Annotated in this window: 11 protein-coding genes; 5 read left to right on the top strand and 6 right to left on the bottom strand. The window is 44.7% G+C overall.

Annotated features, from left to right (window positions below):
* Positions 1-19: 19 nt before the first annotated feature.
* Positions 20-1,078 carry a sensor histidine kinase gene (locus tag QFZ77_RS17460; protein ID WP_307441392.1) on the top strand — a complete coding sequence of 353 codons (1,059 nt, stop codon included), beginning with the start codon at positions 20-22 and terminating at the stop codon, positions 1,076-1,078.
* A gap of 317 nt (positions 1,079-1,395) precedes the next feature.
* Here the strand turns inward: QFZ77_RS17460 and QFZ77_RS17465 are convergent, their stop codons facing one another.
* Complete coding sequence (locus QFZ77_RS17465; RefSeq protein ID WP_307441394.1) at positions 1,396-3,333, bottom strand: PAS domain-containing hybrid sensor histidine kinase/response regulator; 1,938 nt, start codon at positions 3,331-3,333, stop codon at positions 1,396-1,398.
* Between the two features lie 83 nt (positions 3,334-3,416).
* Positions 3,417-4,277: an AraC family transcriptional regulator gene (locus tag QFZ77_RS17470; RefSeq protein ID WP_307441396.1), complete on the bottom strand. Its 861-nt coding sequence runs from the start codon at positions 4,275-4,277 to the stop codon at positions 3,417-3,419.
* Positions 4,278-4,413: 136 nt separating this feature from the next.
* Between QFZ77_RS17470 and lacZ the strand changes: the two genes are divergently transcribed.
* Positions 4,414-7,566, top strand: a complete 3,153-nt coding sequence (gene lacZ, locus QFZ77_RS17475; RefSeq protein WP_307441398.1) for a beta-galactosidase, LacZ type — start codon at positions 4,414-4,416, stop codon at positions 7,564-7,566.
* 72 nt (positions 7,567-7,638) lie between these two features.
* Here lacZ and QFZ77_RS17480 read toward each other — a convergent pair whose 3' ends face one another.
* Genes QFZ77_RS17480 through QFZ77_RS17490 form a run of 3 tightly spaced genes read right to left on the bottom strand, consistent with a single transcriptional unit; the run spans position 7,639 to position 10,297 of the window.
* A complete protein-coding gene (locus QFZ77_RS17480; protein ID WP_307441401.1) occupies positions 7,639-9,168 on the bottom strand; it encodes an MDR family MFS transporter in 1,530 nt (509 codons plus the stop codon).
* 60 nt (positions 9,169-9,228) lie between these two features.
* A complete protein-coding gene (locus QFZ77_RS17485) occupies positions 9,229-9,951 on the bottom strand; it encodes a pentapeptide repeat-containing protein (RefSeq protein ID WP_307441403.1) in 723 nt (240 codons plus the stop codon).
* Between the two features lie 16 nt (positions 9,952-9,967).
* Complete coding sequence (locus QFZ77_RS17490) at positions 9,968-10,297, bottom strand: PadR family transcriptional regulator (protein ID WP_307449593.1); 330 nt, start codon at positions 10,295-10,297, stop codon at positions 9,968-9,970.
* A 175-nt stretch (positions 10,298-10,472) separates the two neighbouring features.
* Here QFZ77_RS17490 and QFZ77_RS17495 point away from each other — a divergent pair, with 175 nt between their 5' ends.
* The 3 genes from QFZ77_RS17495 (at position 10,473) to QFZ77_RS17505 (ending at position 15,134) form a co-directional block, all read left to right on the top strand.
* Positions 10,473-11,354, top strand: coding sequence for an NAD(P)-dependent oxidoreductase (locus QFZ77_RS17495; protein ID WP_307441407.1), 882 nt, complete (start codon positions 10,473-10,475; stop codon positions 11,352-11,354).
* A gap of 1,729 nt (positions 11,355-13,083) precedes the next feature.
* Positions 13,084-14,541, top strand: coding sequence for a catalase KatA (gene katA / locus QFZ77_RS17500; protein ID WP_307441409.1), 1,458 nt, complete (start codon positions 13,084-13,086; stop codon positions 14,539-14,541).
* 101 nt (positions 14,542-14,642) lie between these two features.
* Positions 14,643-15,134: a hypothetical protein gene (locus QFZ77_RS17505; protein WP_307441411.1), complete on the top strand. Its 492-nt coding sequence runs from the start codon at positions 14,643-14,645 to the stop codon at positions 15,132-15,134.
* A gap of 2 nt (positions 15,135-15,136) precedes the next feature.
* On the opposite strand, the gene QFZ77_RS17510 is transcribed toward QFZ77_RS17505, so the two are convergent.
* The gene (locus QFZ77_RS17510; protein ID WP_307441412.1) at positions 15,137-15,349 is read right to left on the bottom strand and encodes a hypothetical protein; all 213 of its coding nucleotides are present in this window, start codon (positions 15,347-15,349) and stop codon (positions 15,137-15,139) included.
* Between the last annotated feature and the right edge of the window lie 108 nt (positions 15,350-15,457).

Consider the following 15,457-nt stretch of genomic DNA (forward strand, 5'->3'; position numbering starts at 1 on the left):
GAAAGAAAATTTATTCGCTATGCAGAAAATTTTGCAAGTGCTCCATTGTGATGTGTATGTCGTCCAATCAGGCAATGAAGCCTTATCATATACCCTGCGCCATGACTTTGCACTTATTTTACTTGATGTGAATATGCCGGAAATGGATGGTTTTGAGCTTGCGGAGCTGCTGCGAAGTAATAAGGAAACGAAGCATATTCCTATCATTTTTGTAACAGCCAGTAATAAAGAGGATCAGAGCGTATTCAAAGGATATGAGAGCGGTGCTGTGGATTACTTGTTCAAGCCTGTCAATGCTGATATTCTGCTCAGCAAAGTAAAAATATTTCTAGAACTCAACCGAAGAAATAAAGAGCTTGAAGCGATTCAATCGGAGCTTGAACGCAGCAATGAGAGCTTAAGGGAGTTCGCTCAGGTCGTTTCGCATGATCTGAAAAATCCGCTGAATGTGATTACAGGGTTGAGCGAGCTTCTTATAGCTAGACATAGTGCCGATATGACCCCAAAAGGTAAAGAATATATGAACCGAATTTCAGCGACCGCTGAGCGGATGAACCACTTGATCACCGATTTGCTCTCGTATGCCCAATTAAACGCGAAATCGGTTACTTTTGGAAATGTTGATTTGAATGAAGTCGTCACGAATGTGATTTCGGACCTAAGCAGCACGATCGAACAAAATGAAGGGCAAATCCTCATACAAGACAGGCTTCCAATTATTCAAGCGGATGCGACGCAAATGTATCAGCTATTTCAAAATATTATCGCAAACGGACTGAAGTATCGTAGGAAGGAACAATCGCCGATTATTCAGATTTCCTTATGGGAAGGAAATGAACCAGACACCTTTGTCATTCAAATCGAAGATAATGGTATTGGTATGAAAAAAGAGGATATCCCGACAATTTTCACTCCCTTCAAACGGCTGGATAATGCCAAAGCCTACGAGGGTACAGGTCTAGGGCTTGCCACGGTGCAGAAAATCATTGAGAGACACGATGGCCTCATGGAAGTGGAAAGTATTCTCGGCGAAAGATCAACTTTTCGTGTTTATCTTCCGATATCTCAAGGTTTTTAAAACGATACTGCCCATCATATGAAGCCATCGGATTAACCCTGGTTTTTTTCCAATGACTATTCTAAGGGGAGATCTTTCAAACCGCCGCGGCGGTTTTTTTACACGTTTGGAGTTGTACAACGTACAACAATTTTCCTTGATTTGCTCTGGGCAAGCTGAAGATGTTGTATGTTGTACAACAATTCAGTCATTTAATAGGCTAATGGGCTGCTTTTGCCTGGAATTCTTGTATTCTCTGCAACAATCCCATAGGAAAGGTGGATTTGCTTGCTTATTGTTGTACAACGTACAACAATATACGGATATGCAATTTCAAATCACTTGGATTCCCCACTTCGTTTAGCTGAAAGGTGTTTGTTCTTCATATAGGTCTCGATAATATCGAGAAGAGACTTATTTTTGATCGGTTTGCTCAAATAATCATCCATACCTGCAGCGAGGCAGCTTTCGCGATCTTCTTTTAAGGCGTTCGCAGTTACAGCGACGATCATGGGACATCGTTCTGGCGGGAGTGATTGTCTAATCATTGCGGTTGCATCAAATCCGTTAATGATTGGCATTTGGAGATCCATAAATATAATATCAAAACGGTCCCTTAAAGCGGTCTTCACTGCTTCTTCCCCGTTAGCAGCAACTTTAATGATATGACCCTGCTTCTCCAACATTTTAATTAAAACGAATTGATTAATGATGTTGTCTTCGGCGATAAGTATGTGCAAGGAAGCATGCGCTATACCTTCATTCGTATTAGCCTGATATTCATCAGAATTATGATCCTCTTTGAGACAAAGGGTGAAAATGATCGTAGTACCTGGGGCGTCGGCAGGCTCTACCCAAATATCGCCTCCCATAAGTCGGACCAGCTTTTTTGAAATAGCTAAACCAAGCCCAGTACCCTCGTATTTGCGTGTCATGACATGATCGACTTGATTGAAAGGCTCGAAGATATAGCTTCTTTTATCAGCTGGAATGCCGATTCCGCTATCTTTTACAATGAATTCTAGTTGGATGATGTGATCTTCTTGTATGCGTTTATTGACATGTACGGAGATTCCGCCGAATGGTGTAAACTTGATGGCATTGCCAACCAAATTAATAAGTACCTGCTTCAACCGTTCAGAATCACCCACTAAGGAGTGCGGGACGTTGGGATCTACTGTAAAAGTTGTGGATAATTGCTTTTCATCCGCTTTGGTCGATAAAATATGAAACGTTTCAGAGATCGTATCTCGGATATTGAAAGGGATTTCGTGAAATTCAGTTTTACCGGATTCGATTTTGGAGAAGTCTAAAATGTCATTAATGATACGAAGCAGCGTTTCACCGCTCTTATGAATAATCTCTACGTACTCTTTTTGTTCATCGTCTAACGTTGTCGTTTGCAGCAAAAGGTCTGTCATTCCGATAACGCCATTCATCGGCGTCCGAATTTCATGACTCATCATCGCCAGAAATTCACTCTTCGCTTTATTCGTATTCTCAGCTGTTTCCTTCTCAATCATTAATTTCTTCTGTTCGGTCATGTCCTTGGCAATGATATAGAACCCAACAATCATTTCGTTCATGATGATGGGAGCAATCGTCGTCAGTACTTCAACGATTTGACCATTGATTTGACGAATATGATCAATCTTCTTCTCCATGGAAGCATCGAATAGGGAATCGCTAAGGATTTGTTTCACATTGTTTTTGCCAACAAATCTGGAAAAAGGCATTCCTACGAATTCATTGTTGTAGAAACCTAACAACTCCTGTGCCCGCGTATTGCCATTAACAATAATTCCGTCCAAATCAAGAGAAATGACAGCATCATGAGTATGCATTTTCAGAGGTGTATAGCGATCAATAGATTCTTGAAGCTTTTGTTCAATGGACTTGAGCTGTGAAATATCCGTCATATGAACGATACCATACAGAGGAGGCCCGTTATGAGTATCGCAAACGAATGTGAGTTGAACGGAAGTCCAGATGATGTCGCCATTCTTATGCAAATATCGGATATCCATGGTAAAAGAAGAAGCAAGACGAGCTAACAAGTTTTGAACTTGATCGGTGTAGGGGAGCCAATCATCAGGAAAGGTGATTTCACGAATGTTAAGCTTCTCAAGCTCATCTTCTGAGTACCCAAGAATCGAGCAATAAGCTGGATTCACTTTCAGTAGGGACCCGTTTAAGGATAAACAGGCAATCCCATGAGGAGAGAACTGAACCATCTGCTCGAAGAAACGATGTATATCGAGTTGTAAGCTGCTCATCATTAGCCCCCAATCATTTTACCCATATATAACCATCATAAGCCTTTTTTGAAACGAAAACGAATGTCAAGCAGCCAGGCGAACTAACGGAAATCTTCTGATTGGTTCTTTTTGTTGTATTGATTTCTGAAAACTTCGGGCGTCAAACCGACGGATTTGCGAAATGTCGAGATGAAATGCGAAGCGTCGAGGAATCCGGTCGCGTCAGCGATTTGTTTCACCGTTTGATTAGGCTGGGCAATCAGCAATTCCTTGGATTTCTGTAAGCGCAGCTGCAGTAAGTATTGGTAAGGAGAGAGGCCAAATGCTTTGCGGAACAATGTATTGACATGTTGAGAGCTTATGCCAAGCAGCTGAGACATCCATCCAAGCCCTACGTCGGAAGATGCGAAGCTATGCTCCAGCTCTAACAATAACGGCAGCAAGCGTTCGTGACTTTGGGAAAAGGATGCGCTTTTATTTACGTTGCCGTGCTTTTTGAGCAGAGTCAGGAATTGATATATTTCTAGTGAACCATTCATACCTGTGAAGTCATGGCTGTAGCGGTACTTTTCGTAATAGTATTCATGAATATTGGCGAGAGGAGTTTCCATACCCCAGCTAATTGATGTGGATAACGGTATCTCTAAGGCATATACAATGGAGGCAGCGAGTGCGCCATCGAAGGTTAAATACCACGTCGACCATTTGGCGGCCGTGATGTTATATTCATGGGGGACGCCCGCAGACAGGAGCATGCCTTGATTCTCACTAAGCTTGACAGATCCGCTTTCGAGGATGATCTCTCCGCTGCCCTCAATCGTTTGGAGCCAATGGAAGCAGGGATATCCTTCTTCCCGTTTGTAAAATTGCTGCTCATTTTCGTAACCGACTGTTTCCAGGATGAGAGGAAGCTTCCGATCCGTTTCTGTAATAAGGAAAAATTTTCTGTAATCGGTAGCCATCGCTCAGAGTGTCAACTCTTTCATTTTTTAATATATGATGCGTATTATCTTATATTTTAAAAGAAATTATTGTCTTGTACAATAAGAAGATAGTTGAAGAAATTTATACAACCTATAGAAGCGAGGAATTCAAGAGATGGCTAAAAAATTCATATATACACCGCCCGTAAACGGATACCCGGAATGGAACAATAATCCTCAGATTTTTCAATTGAATCGCATGGAAGCACATGCTACGTTAATGCCTTACAAGTCCGAAGATGAGGCACTAGCAGGAGTTCGTGAAGCGTCCGACTCTTACCAATCATTGAATGGAACCTGGAAGTTTCATTTTGCTGAGAATGCGCAAGGCCGTCCGCAAGAGTTCTACAAGAGCGACTATGATTGCAGCAGTTGGGCGGACATCGCGGTGCCTTCCCATTGGCAGCTGCAAGGGTTCGATTTTCCACAATACACGAATGTCATCTATCCTTGGGTGGGGCATGAAGATTTGAAGCCTCCATTTGCTCCGGTAAAGTATAACCCTGTGGGCTCCTATTCCCGCAGCTTTACGGTTCCGGCAGCATGGGCAGCTCAACCCGTATACCTGAGCTTTCAAGGGGTTGAGTCCGCTTTTTACGTGTGGGTAAACGGCGATTTGGTGGGCTTCAGCCAGGATTCGTTTACACCTGCGGATTTTGATATTACACCCTACTTGGTAGAGGGGGAGAATAAGCTTGCTGTAGAGGTTTACCGTTGGAGTGATGCGAGCTGGCTGGAGGATCAAGATTTCTGGCGGTTAAGCGGTATTTTCCGTGATGTTTATATGTATAGCACGCCGATCACGCACATTGCCGATTTCAAAGTGTTGACCGATCTGGGCGCTGACTTTAAACATGCGGATTTGCATATTCAAGCGAAAGTAACGAACTACGATGGTCTCGGCACAGGGACCCGCCGAATGGAAGCTGTTCTGTATGATGCTGAACAGAAGCCTCTCTGGGCTGCGCCGCTTTCCGCTCAAATTCAAGTAAGCGGTAAGGAGAAGCAAGATGTAAAATTATCAGTTAAGGTAGCTAAGCCAGCCCTATGGAGCGCTGAAAAACCAAATCTGTACACGCTGGTATTGAGCTTGAAAGACGAGAATGGCGCTTTGCTTGAAACAGAAAGCTGTAAAGTTGGCTTCCGCAAGTTTGAGATTCATGACGGCTTAATGAAAATCAATGGCGAGCGTATCGTATTCAAAGGCGTAAACCGCCATGAATTTGATGCAGACCGCGGTCGTTCTGTGGATAAAGAGAGTATGCTTGCCGATATCCTGCTGATGAAGCAATATAACATTAATGCTGTTCGTACTTCTCACTATCCGAACAACACGCACTGGTATGAGTTGTGTGATCAGTACGGGTTGTACGTGATTGATGAAACGAATCTGGAAACGCATGGCTCATGGCGCTATGGCCAGTTGGAAGACGATGAAGGGGATACGGTTCCGGGCAGCAAGCCGGAATGGACTGAAGCGGTTCTGGACCGCGCCAATTCCATGATGCAAAGAGACAAGAACCATGCTTCTATCGTGATCTGGTCGCTTGGGAATGAGTCATGGGGCGGAGACAACTTTGTTAAAATGCATGATTTCCTTCGTGAAGCGGATCCTTCCCGCGTCGTTCATTACGAGGGTGTAGCCAACTGCCGCGGTGCTTCAGAGGCAGCTTCGGATATGGAAAGTCAAATGTATACCAAAATTGAAGGCGTAGAAGCCTATGCAAAAAGTAACCCTAAGAAGCCATTTATTCTTTGTGAGTATAGTCATGCTATGGGGAATTCATGCGGCAACCTGTTTAAATATTGGGAGCTGTTCGAGAAGTATCCAGTGCTGCAAGGCGGCTTTATTTGGGACTGGATCGATCAATCGATCCGAACAACAACACCAGAAGGTGTTACCTACCAAGCCTACGGCGGCGATTTCGGGGATACACCGAATGACGGCAACTTCTGCGGCAACGGGATTATTTTCGCAGACCGCTCCGTATCGCCTAAGCTCTTTGAAGTGAAGAAGGTTTATCAGAATGTGAAGCTTGCAGCTCTGGACCTGACTCAAGGCCGAGTTTCGGTGAAAAATGAATTCTTGTTCACGGATTTAAGCGAGTTTGATTGGGTATGGACCGTTGAGCGTAACGGAATTGCGGTTGGGGACGCCAAGCGTGGATCATTTGCTGTAAAACCTGGCGAAACGGCTGAGATTGAAATCGCTGTGGATGCTTTGGAAGTGACCTTCCCGAAAGACGAGTTCGTTCTGACCATTTCACTTCAACTGAAGGAAGATACGTTATGGGCGCAAAAAGGGCATGAGATCGCTTGGGAGCAGTTCCTGCTGCCTAACCGTAAAACAGGTGCTCTTACTGATTTGGTTGTGCAGGCAGAAATCGCCGCGGCGGTTTCGGAGTCTCAAGCCGTTGAAATTGCAAAAACTGCAGAAACTATTGCACTAAAAGGCTCTAACTTCTCGCTTACGTTTAGCTTAGTGACCGGTGATATCACATCTTATGTGTACGAAGGCAGTGAGCTGTTCCTGACAGGTCCGGTACCTAATTTCTGGCGTGCCTACACGGACAACGACCGAGGCAATCAGCACCACATCCGTTGTGCGCCATGGCAAGCAGCAGGAAGCGGAAGAAAGCTGCAATCGCTCCAGGTGAAGTCCACATTGGATGGCCGTGCGGAAGTTCATGTTTACTTCGAGCTTGCGACAGCGCCTGTTTCCACGGTGAAATTGACGTATACGGTTTCCTCCAATGGCGAGGTGGAGGTTCATATGGCGCTTGTTCCGGGTGTGAATCTGCCGGAGATTCCGGAAGTCGGCGTACTCTTCGAGCTAGACCGTTCCTTCCAGCAGCTTAGCTGGTACGGACGTGGTCCACATGAGAACTACTGGGATCGCGCAGTTGGCGCTAAACTGGCTATTCACAGCGGTACGGTTGAGGAACAGTTCGTACCGTACTTACGCCCGCAGGAATGCGGCAATAAAACGGATGTGCGCTGGGCGACGTTGACAGATTCGAACGGGCGAGGACTTCGCATTACAGGACTTCCTACCGTTGAATTGAATGCTCTGCCTTATTTACCTTCCGAGTTGGAAGCTCATGACCATACGTATAAGCTGCCTGCTAGCGACAAAGTCGTGCTGCGGGTGAATTATAAGCAGATGGGCGTCGGCGGGGATGACAGCTGGGGGGCAAGAACACACCCAGAGTTCACCCTGTATGCCAATCGTACCTATGCGTATTCATTCACGTTTAAAGGAATTTAAGTGATTTATTTCAAATGAAAAGTGCCACTTCATCTACAGGTTTGCTGTAGTTGGAGTGGCACTCTTTTTGTCTTAATGTGACATAGCTGCTTCGGTTTCTTGTGTTGGATCCAGCTTCTCTTTGCTCATCGCGATGGCACAAACGAAGGCAAGAACAGCAGGAAGTATAGTCCAAGCAAAGGTGAGAACGATGGAAGACGATAATGCGGTTGTGATTTTCTCTAGAACTGGCGCAGGAATCTCCATTCGTTTCGCGGGATCAAGCAGCGTATGCGAGTCTCCAGTTGGTATTGCAGCTCCCGTTTGACCTTGACCTGCAAAGACATCCGTCAATTTTCGAGTAAAAGCATGACTCTGAACAATTCCGAATACGGTGATACCCAGCGTCATCCCCAAGGAGCGGAGGAAGTTCAGTGTTGAGGAGGCTGAACCACGCTGCCGTACATCAAACAGATGAATGGCTGCATTACTTAATACCGAGAAGGAAGCACCGATACCAAGTCCGATAATAATCATGTAGATCGTGACAAGCCAACGAGAGGATTCTGGCGATAACGTAGTCAAGAGAGCCGTTCCGACAATAAGGAGGAAGGTCGTTGGAATCATAATCGCTCGATAACTCATTTTATTCATTAAGAAACCGCCGCCTGTTGCCGTTACAACGGAGCCTAACATCATAGGCAGAAGAACTAAGCCAGAATTGGTTGCGGACCCGCCTAAGACACCTTGAATGAAAATGGGGATATAGACAGATGCTGTGATAAAAGCTGCGCCGCTAAAAATGGCAACGGCATTGCTTGATGCATACAAACGATTTTTGAACATCGCAAAAGAGATAATAGGTTCGGCAGCGCGACGCTCTACGAAGACGAAGATGATTGTCAATACCGCAAACAGAGCGAATAAACCAAGGATAAACGCTGAATCCCAAGCGTATTCCTTGCCGCCTAATTCGAGAGCGAACATGAGGGAGACGATGGCACCAACAAGTGTAAAAGCGCCCCACCAATCGATCCTCTGTTTAGAATGTTCAACGGATTCGCGATAGAAGAAAGCAACAAAAACAAGGGAGATCAAACCAAGAGGCAGGTTAATGTAAAATACCCATTTCCAGTTCACATAATCTGTGATGTAAGCGCCAAGAAGTGGTCCGAATATGCTAGACATGCCGAATACAGCTCCGAACAATCCACCAAGTTTACCGCGGCTCTCTATCGGAACGGCATCGAACATAATCGTGAAAGCAACCGGCAGCATGGCGCCGCCGCCGATACCTTGAATAGCGCGATAGACACTGAGCTCTATAATCGAACTTGCTGTTCCACAAAGAATAGAACCAAGCATGAACACGATAACACCAAAGATGAAAAACTTTTTGCGTCCATACATATCGGATAGTTTGCCGAATATCGGCATGCCGGCCATTTCCGCCACCATATAGGCCGAAGTGACCCAAACGAATTTATCCAATCCGCCTAATTCACCGATGATGGTGCCCATGGCTGTGGCTACAATGGTATTATCCATGGCAGCCATTAGGATACCCAGCAATAGCCCGGCGATGACAATACCTAAGCCTTTGTTTTTGTTCTGCGCTACCATAATGATTGTTTTCCTCACTTTCTCTGAATCCGATTTAATTTATTTTCTATAGGTGAGTTCCTAAATGATCGTAACATGACTTAAGTTGGCTTTAAACCCTTTTAACAAAGCATAGGTGCCTCTATCCATCTTGGCGCCATCAAAAATTGTTTTTTTGACATCAGCTTTGAAGGAACAGCTTTGAAATGTGGCATTTCGAAACGATGTTCCTTTGAGATCTGAATGATGAAAAGTAGTTCTTGTAAAGATTAGGTTATCCATACATACACCAGTTAAATCGCAAGAACGGAACTCTACAAGGTGTAACGTACAGTTCTTGAAGCTGGCTCCTCTAAGATTGGATTTCGAAATCTTCGCTCCTGTCAAATTAGAACTGTCGAACTTTACCCGATCTAAGTTGCTGCACTTAAAGGAAGCATTGGTTAAGTCTGAATGGCTGAAATCGGAATCCTGAAGATTGCTGTAATTGAACTTGCCATCATGGACTTGGATAGACTTTAGGTCGGATTTTTGCAAATTCTGCATAGAGAAATCAATGCCAATGATTTGTTGGAGCTTCGTGGTGTTTGCATGAATGCTTTCGATCAACTCGGATATTTCGCCGATGGAAGCAATCGTCCTTTGAAAGGCAGCTTCTTCATCGAAGCCATCTTTTTGCAGATCTTGGAGTCTTTCCTGCAAATCAGTTAAAAGCTCTTCTTTTAATTCCTGGATGGGTCTCAAATCTTCATAATGTGAAAAAACATCATTCAAATAAGCAATGAGCCTCGGGTTTGGTTTCATCCATCATACCGCCTTTCTAAATGAGCAAATCGAGAATGGTCTTCGCATGTTCCCAATTTAACTTGTTGATTTTAAAAGCTTCTTTGCCCTTATCGGTAATGCGATAGTACTTTCTACGGCCGCCTTGCGTTTCATCCCCCCAGTAAGAGGTAATGCTTTCTTCCTGTTCTAATCGCTTGAGACTGGAGTACATGGTTGCTTCTTTCAGTTCATATTCCCCGCCTGAAGTAACTTGCACCAGCTTTGAAATTTCATAGCCATATTTATCTCCGGAAATTAAAAGCTTGAGAATAATACTGTCGGTGTGTCCTCGAATGAGATCGGACGTTATTTTCAAGTCAACGATAATCCTCACCTCTATATTATAATATACAAGAAAATACTATGTCTGTCAAAGTAATTTTATTTTCGTTACACATATAGGTATGAGCTCGGTTTGACCAGATGCACAGACGGTGATAACTTAAGAATGAAACATCATTCGAAATCAGTTACTGTTAAAATGAGAGGTGGCATTCATTGTGGTAATCAATCCGGCACAAACGATTGTAGGCTTAGTAGGAACAGGTGTCATGGGCAAAAGTATGGCAGGCCATTTTATTCAAGCAGGCTACGAGGTACATATATATAATCGAACGAAATCCAAGGCTCAGGAGCTGATAGATCAGGGTGCTCATTGGCAGGATTCACCAGGACAATTAGCGCAGCAATGTGATGTGATTATTACAATGGTAGGCTTCCCAAATGACGTAGAAGAGATTTATTTAGGCGAAAATGGTATTCTTTCTAACACTAAGCCAGGCAGCTACGTAATTGATATGACAACGTCTAGTCCAATGCTGGCCAAACAGATTTATGAAAAAGCACTCGCGCATCAAGTGTTTTCACTAGATGCACCCGTTTCAGGCGGAGATATTGGAGCTAAGGAAGCGAGACTATCGATTATGGTTGGGGGCTCACGTGAAGCTTTTGATGCCATGCTGCCGCTTTTTGAGAAGATTGGCACCAATATTGTCTACCAAGGAGAAGCGGGTGCAGGTCAGCATACGAAAATGTGCAACCAAATCGCTATTGCAAGTAATATGATGGGCGTTGTTGAAGCGCTGGTATATGCGAAGAAATCAGGACTCGAACCTTCGACTGTTCTCAAAAGTATTGAGTCGGGCGCGGCGGGCAGCTGGTCCTTAAGTAACCTGGCACCGCGCATCATCGCTGGGAATTTTGCGCCTGGCTTTTATGTGAAGCACTTCATCAAAGATATGAAGATCGCGCTTCAATCTGCCGAAGAGATGAAGGTGGAGCTGCCAGGACTTTCGCTGGCGAAATCCCTTTATGAGCAGCTAGCAGCGAGCGGCGAAGAAGACAGCGGTACTCAAGCGCTGTTTAAGATTATTGATAAGTAGCTCAAAATGATGAGCTATTGAAGGAGGCATCCCGTGAGGGATGTTTTTTTTTAGATAGCGCGCCTAGCCAAGCTAGACACAACTAATCGATGAAAGTTCAATCGAGGTAAGAGCCAATTCGCCTCGTAGCTGACAGGCAACTGGTGGAGAGATCCTAAACGTCCGGTTTGATGCAGGGGGAGCTGGAAAAGTAAAAGGAGGGCTTTCACCCTCCAATAAAATTTCAGTTCTCTACTCTACTAAGAATTTATATGTTTTATGGTTTGGGGTGAGCGTAGCTTACCCCTATTTAATTGGGCCGCCGAGGAAACGGATGTATTCATCGCTAAAGTGCGGGGAGTGCATGGAAGTGACTTGTTAGTGAGATAAACACGCTTAAAATCGGAGGATCCGTCAGAAACCTCCGAATGTCTGCTGAGGCGATGAAATTCATCGCTAAAGTGTGGGAATGGAGCTATAGCGCAGTGAGAGGTCGAAAATGCACTTTTCAGATGCTCTAAGTAAAGTAGCTTGTTGCGTCCTGAGAAGGCAGAAAAGGCTGTCTCGGAGTATCGAACTGAGCGAAAGTGTCCTGAGACGTCTGAAAAGGACTTCTCAACTGCTGAAAGCAGGCAAGTTAGCGGGTTTGCAACCTGAGAAGGCATAAAGGGGCGTCTTAGAGGCTCGAAAAGAGCGAAAGTAGAGCGAGACGTCAGAAAAGGACTTCTCAACTGCTGAAAGCAGGCAAGTTAGCGGGTTTGCAACCTGAGAAGGCATAAAGGAGCGTTTCAGAGGCTCGAAAGGAGCGAAAGTGGTGCGAGACGTCTGAAAAGGACTTCTCAACTGCTGAAAGCAGGCAAGTTAGCGGATTTGCAACCTGAGAATGCATAAAGGGGCGTCTCAGAGGCTCGAATGGAGCGAAAGTGGCGCGAGACGTCTGAAAAGGACTTCTCAACTGCTGAAAGCAGGCAAGTTAGCGGGTTTGCAACCTGAGAAGGCATAAAGGGGCGTCTCAGAGGCTCGAATGGATCGAAATTGGCGCGAGACGTCTGAAAAGGACTTCTCAACTGCTGAAAGCAGGCAAGTTAGCGGGTTTGCAACCTGAGAAGGCATAAAGGGGCGTCTCAGAGGCTCGAATGGATCGAAATTGTCCTGAGACGTCTGATGAAGACCTCTCAACTGCTGAGAGGAGGCAAAGCAGTAGGATTTATGATTTGAACAGTATTACAAAGTTTAAGAGTTAATATTTAACTTGGTTATTAGCTTCTCAGATCGCCTGTGTATTCTTGTGAATCTTGTAACCTCTAACGCATTTTATACCATCACCAGCTGGCTTAAGGAGTGATTTTTCAGACATCGATTTAAGAATTCGGCAAGCTTTTCTTGAACTGAGTTGAAGTAATTGGCTTACGTCACTTGGATTAAAACTCTTCCAATCGTCAAAGCCAACGAATTATTTCCTTCTCTATGTAATCGGTTTTAAATTCTGATAAAGACGTCCCACCAAGGTAACGACCCATAAACTGCTGTAGGGTTTGTTGATGGAGGAAGCGAGCTGAAAGCGTGCGCGGGCGCGCCCGGAGGGGAACCAAGCACTTCCTTACCCTGTGATAACCGCAGCATCATATCATGACAGGTTCTCGAATACATATGAATAAGGGAAATGGAAGGTTGTCACATACATAATCCTGTAAGCGATGAAAGCGCTATGCGCAGAGTTCCAACATTTTACTGAAGAGGTGATTCGAAAATGAGTACAGAAAAAAACAAGCTTACGACCAGCTGGGGAGCTCCTGTTGGGGACAACCAAAACTCGATAACGGCGGGTTCGCGGGGGCCAACGTTGATTCAAGATGTCCACCTTTTAGAGAAACTAGCACACTTTAACCGAGAACGCGTACCTGAGCGAGTCGTTCATGCCAAAGGGGCGGGAGCGCACGGCTATTTGGAAGTGACACAAGATTTGACGAAGTATACGAAAGCGAGCTTGTTCTCAGAGGTAGGTAAGCGTACACCGTTATTCGTTCGATTTTCGACCGTGGCGGGTGAGAATGGTTCCTCGGACACAGTCCGGGACCCGCGCGGATTCGCTGTGAAATTTTATACGGATGAAGGCAATTATGACTTGGTCGGCAATAATACGCCTGTATTTTTCATTCGCGACGCGATCAAATTCCCTGACTTTATTCATACACAGAAAAGACACCCCCAAACCCACTTGAAAAATCCAAATGCTGTCTGGGATTTCTGGTCATTATCTCCTGAATCTTTGCATCAAGTGACGATACTGATGTCCGATCGCGGAATTCCCGCAACGCTGAGGCATATGCATGGATTTGGCAGTCACACGTTTAAATGGGTCGATGCCGAGGGTGAAGGCGTATGGGTGAAGTATCATTTTAAAACAGAACAAGGCGTTCAGAACTTAGCGCCAGATGTTGCTGCACAGCTAGCGGCTGACAATCCGGATTATCATACAGAGGACTTGTTTAATGCGATTGAAAAAGGCGATTTCCCTGCTTGGAAGCTATGTGTACAGATTATGCCACTGGAAGATGCGAATACGTACCGATTTGATCCATTTGATGTCACGAAAGTTTGGTCACAGAAAGACTACCCTTTAATTGAAGTTGGGCGTATGGTGTTGGATCGCAATCCAGAAAATTATTTTGCTGAGGTTGAACAAGCCACATTCTCGCCAGGGACACTCGTACCAGGAATCGATGTTTCACCAGATAAAATGCTGCAAGGCCGATTGTTTGCATATGGGGATGCACATCGGTACCGCGTAGGAGCTAATCATCAAGCATTGCCAATTAATCGTCCGCGGAGTGAAGTGAATAATTATCAGCGTGATGGTCAAATGCGTGCGGATAACAATGGTGGGGGTTCTGTTTATTACGAGCCTAACAGCCTTGGCGGACCAAAGGAAACGCCTGCTGATAAACCGGCACCCTACGAGGTATCTGGGTCGGCGGACAGTGTTGCCTATGATCATCATGATCATTATACGCAACCAGGTGATCTATACCGCTTGTTAAGTGAAAAGGAACGTACTCGTCTTGTTCAAACGATTGTTGGTGCAATGAAACCTGTTGAGTCGGATGAAATTAAGCTCAGACAGATTGGTCATTTCTATAAGGCAGATCCCGAATATGGTATCCGCGTGGCTGAGGGTCTTGGGTTATCCATACCAGAAATGAAGTGAATAGTGAGAGGCAGCTACCTTTTCGCCACAAAAGGATAGCTGTCTTTTTTCTATGGCATATGCTACAGGGGAGCAAGGCATAATCCGAAGAGGTGATTAAGGTGGGAACTCGTCTATTATCTGAGCAACTTGTGAGAAATCGTTTTCCGCATTTAAGATATATAAGAATCCATACGCCTGAAAAGCATAAAGCGACGATCTACGCTTGGAATGGAGATTTGTATTTACCCGACAAGGATGTTCAAATCCTACAACATTATGCAAGCGGTTACTTATATCCCTATGTCAACTTTCAAGTAAAGGCATATAGCGCGGTTCAACCCGATAAAGTTCCACAACTGAAAGAGATACCGGCAGCTATCATCGAAACAGCGATGCGCAGAAACTTGAATCAATATAGCATCTTAGAGGCGATAAACCGATTATTTCCGTATGGTCGTTTAACATTTAACAGATATCAAGCTGCGGATAGTATCATCCATTTTGATTTTCATGCCATTAGATTGCTCCATGATAAGGAAAAAAAGGCCATGTACGATTATTTGCAAGAATTGATTCCACTAGGTTCCTATTGTAAAGTGACTTTTTATTAAGGCTAATAGCTGGAGCGTTCCTCAATACGGAACTCACTTTCATCCCTCAAATAACTCGTTTCGCCAATCTTTACGTAATGAGTCGTATATTTTTCGATCACGCCTGCAGCAATGAAGACAGGAATATCATCCGCTGTATGTTGAATGACTGCTACTGTAACTTGAGATAGCGCAGCCGCGAATAATTCCATATCCGTTGACAGTGTCTTGTTCATTGGGCTTTTCACCTCCGTGCTCCTTGTCTCGTTAAGCCATTCCTCTGATTCTAGCACAGGAATATTAACGTTAAAAGAGCCAGGAACAGTTCAAGCAGCTTTCAAGTT

The sequence above is a fragment of the Paenibacillus sp. V4I3 genome (assembly GCF_030817215.1).
GTDB lineage: Bacteria > Bacillota > Bacilli > Paenibacillales > NBRC-103111 > Paenibacillus_E.

Coding starts and splice junctions, on each gene's coding strand:
- QFZ77_RS17460 (WP_307441392.1), top strand. CDS start 20: ATGCAGAAAATTTTGCAAGTGCTCCATTGTGATGTGTATGTCGTCCAA.
- QFZ77_RS17465 (WP_307441394.1), bottom strand. CDS start 3,333: ATGAGCAGCTTACAACTCGATATACATCGTTTCTTCGAGCAGATGGTT.
- QFZ77_RS17470 (WP_307441396.1), bottom strand. CDS start 4,277: ATGGCTACCGATTACAGAAAATTTTTCCTTATTACAGAAACGGATCGG.
- lacZ (WP_307441398.1), top strand. CDS start 4,414: ATGGCTAAAAAATTCATATATACACCGCCCGTAAACGGATACCCGGAA.
- QFZ77_RS17480 (WP_307441401.1), bottom strand. CDS start 9,168: ATGGTAGCGCAGAACAAAAACAAAGGCTTAGGTATTGTCATCGCCGGG.
- QFZ77_RS17485 (WP_307441403.1), bottom strand. CDS start 9,951: ATGAAACCAAACCCGAGGCTCATTGCTTATTTGAATGATGTTTTTTCA.
- katA (WP_307441409.1), top strand. CDS start 13,084: ATGAGTACAGAAAAAAACAAGCTTACGACCAGCTGGGGAGCTCCTGTT.
- QFZ77_RS17510 (WP_307441412.1), bottom strand. CDS start 15,349: ATGAACAAGACACTGTCAACGGATATGGAATTATTCGCGGCTGCGCTA.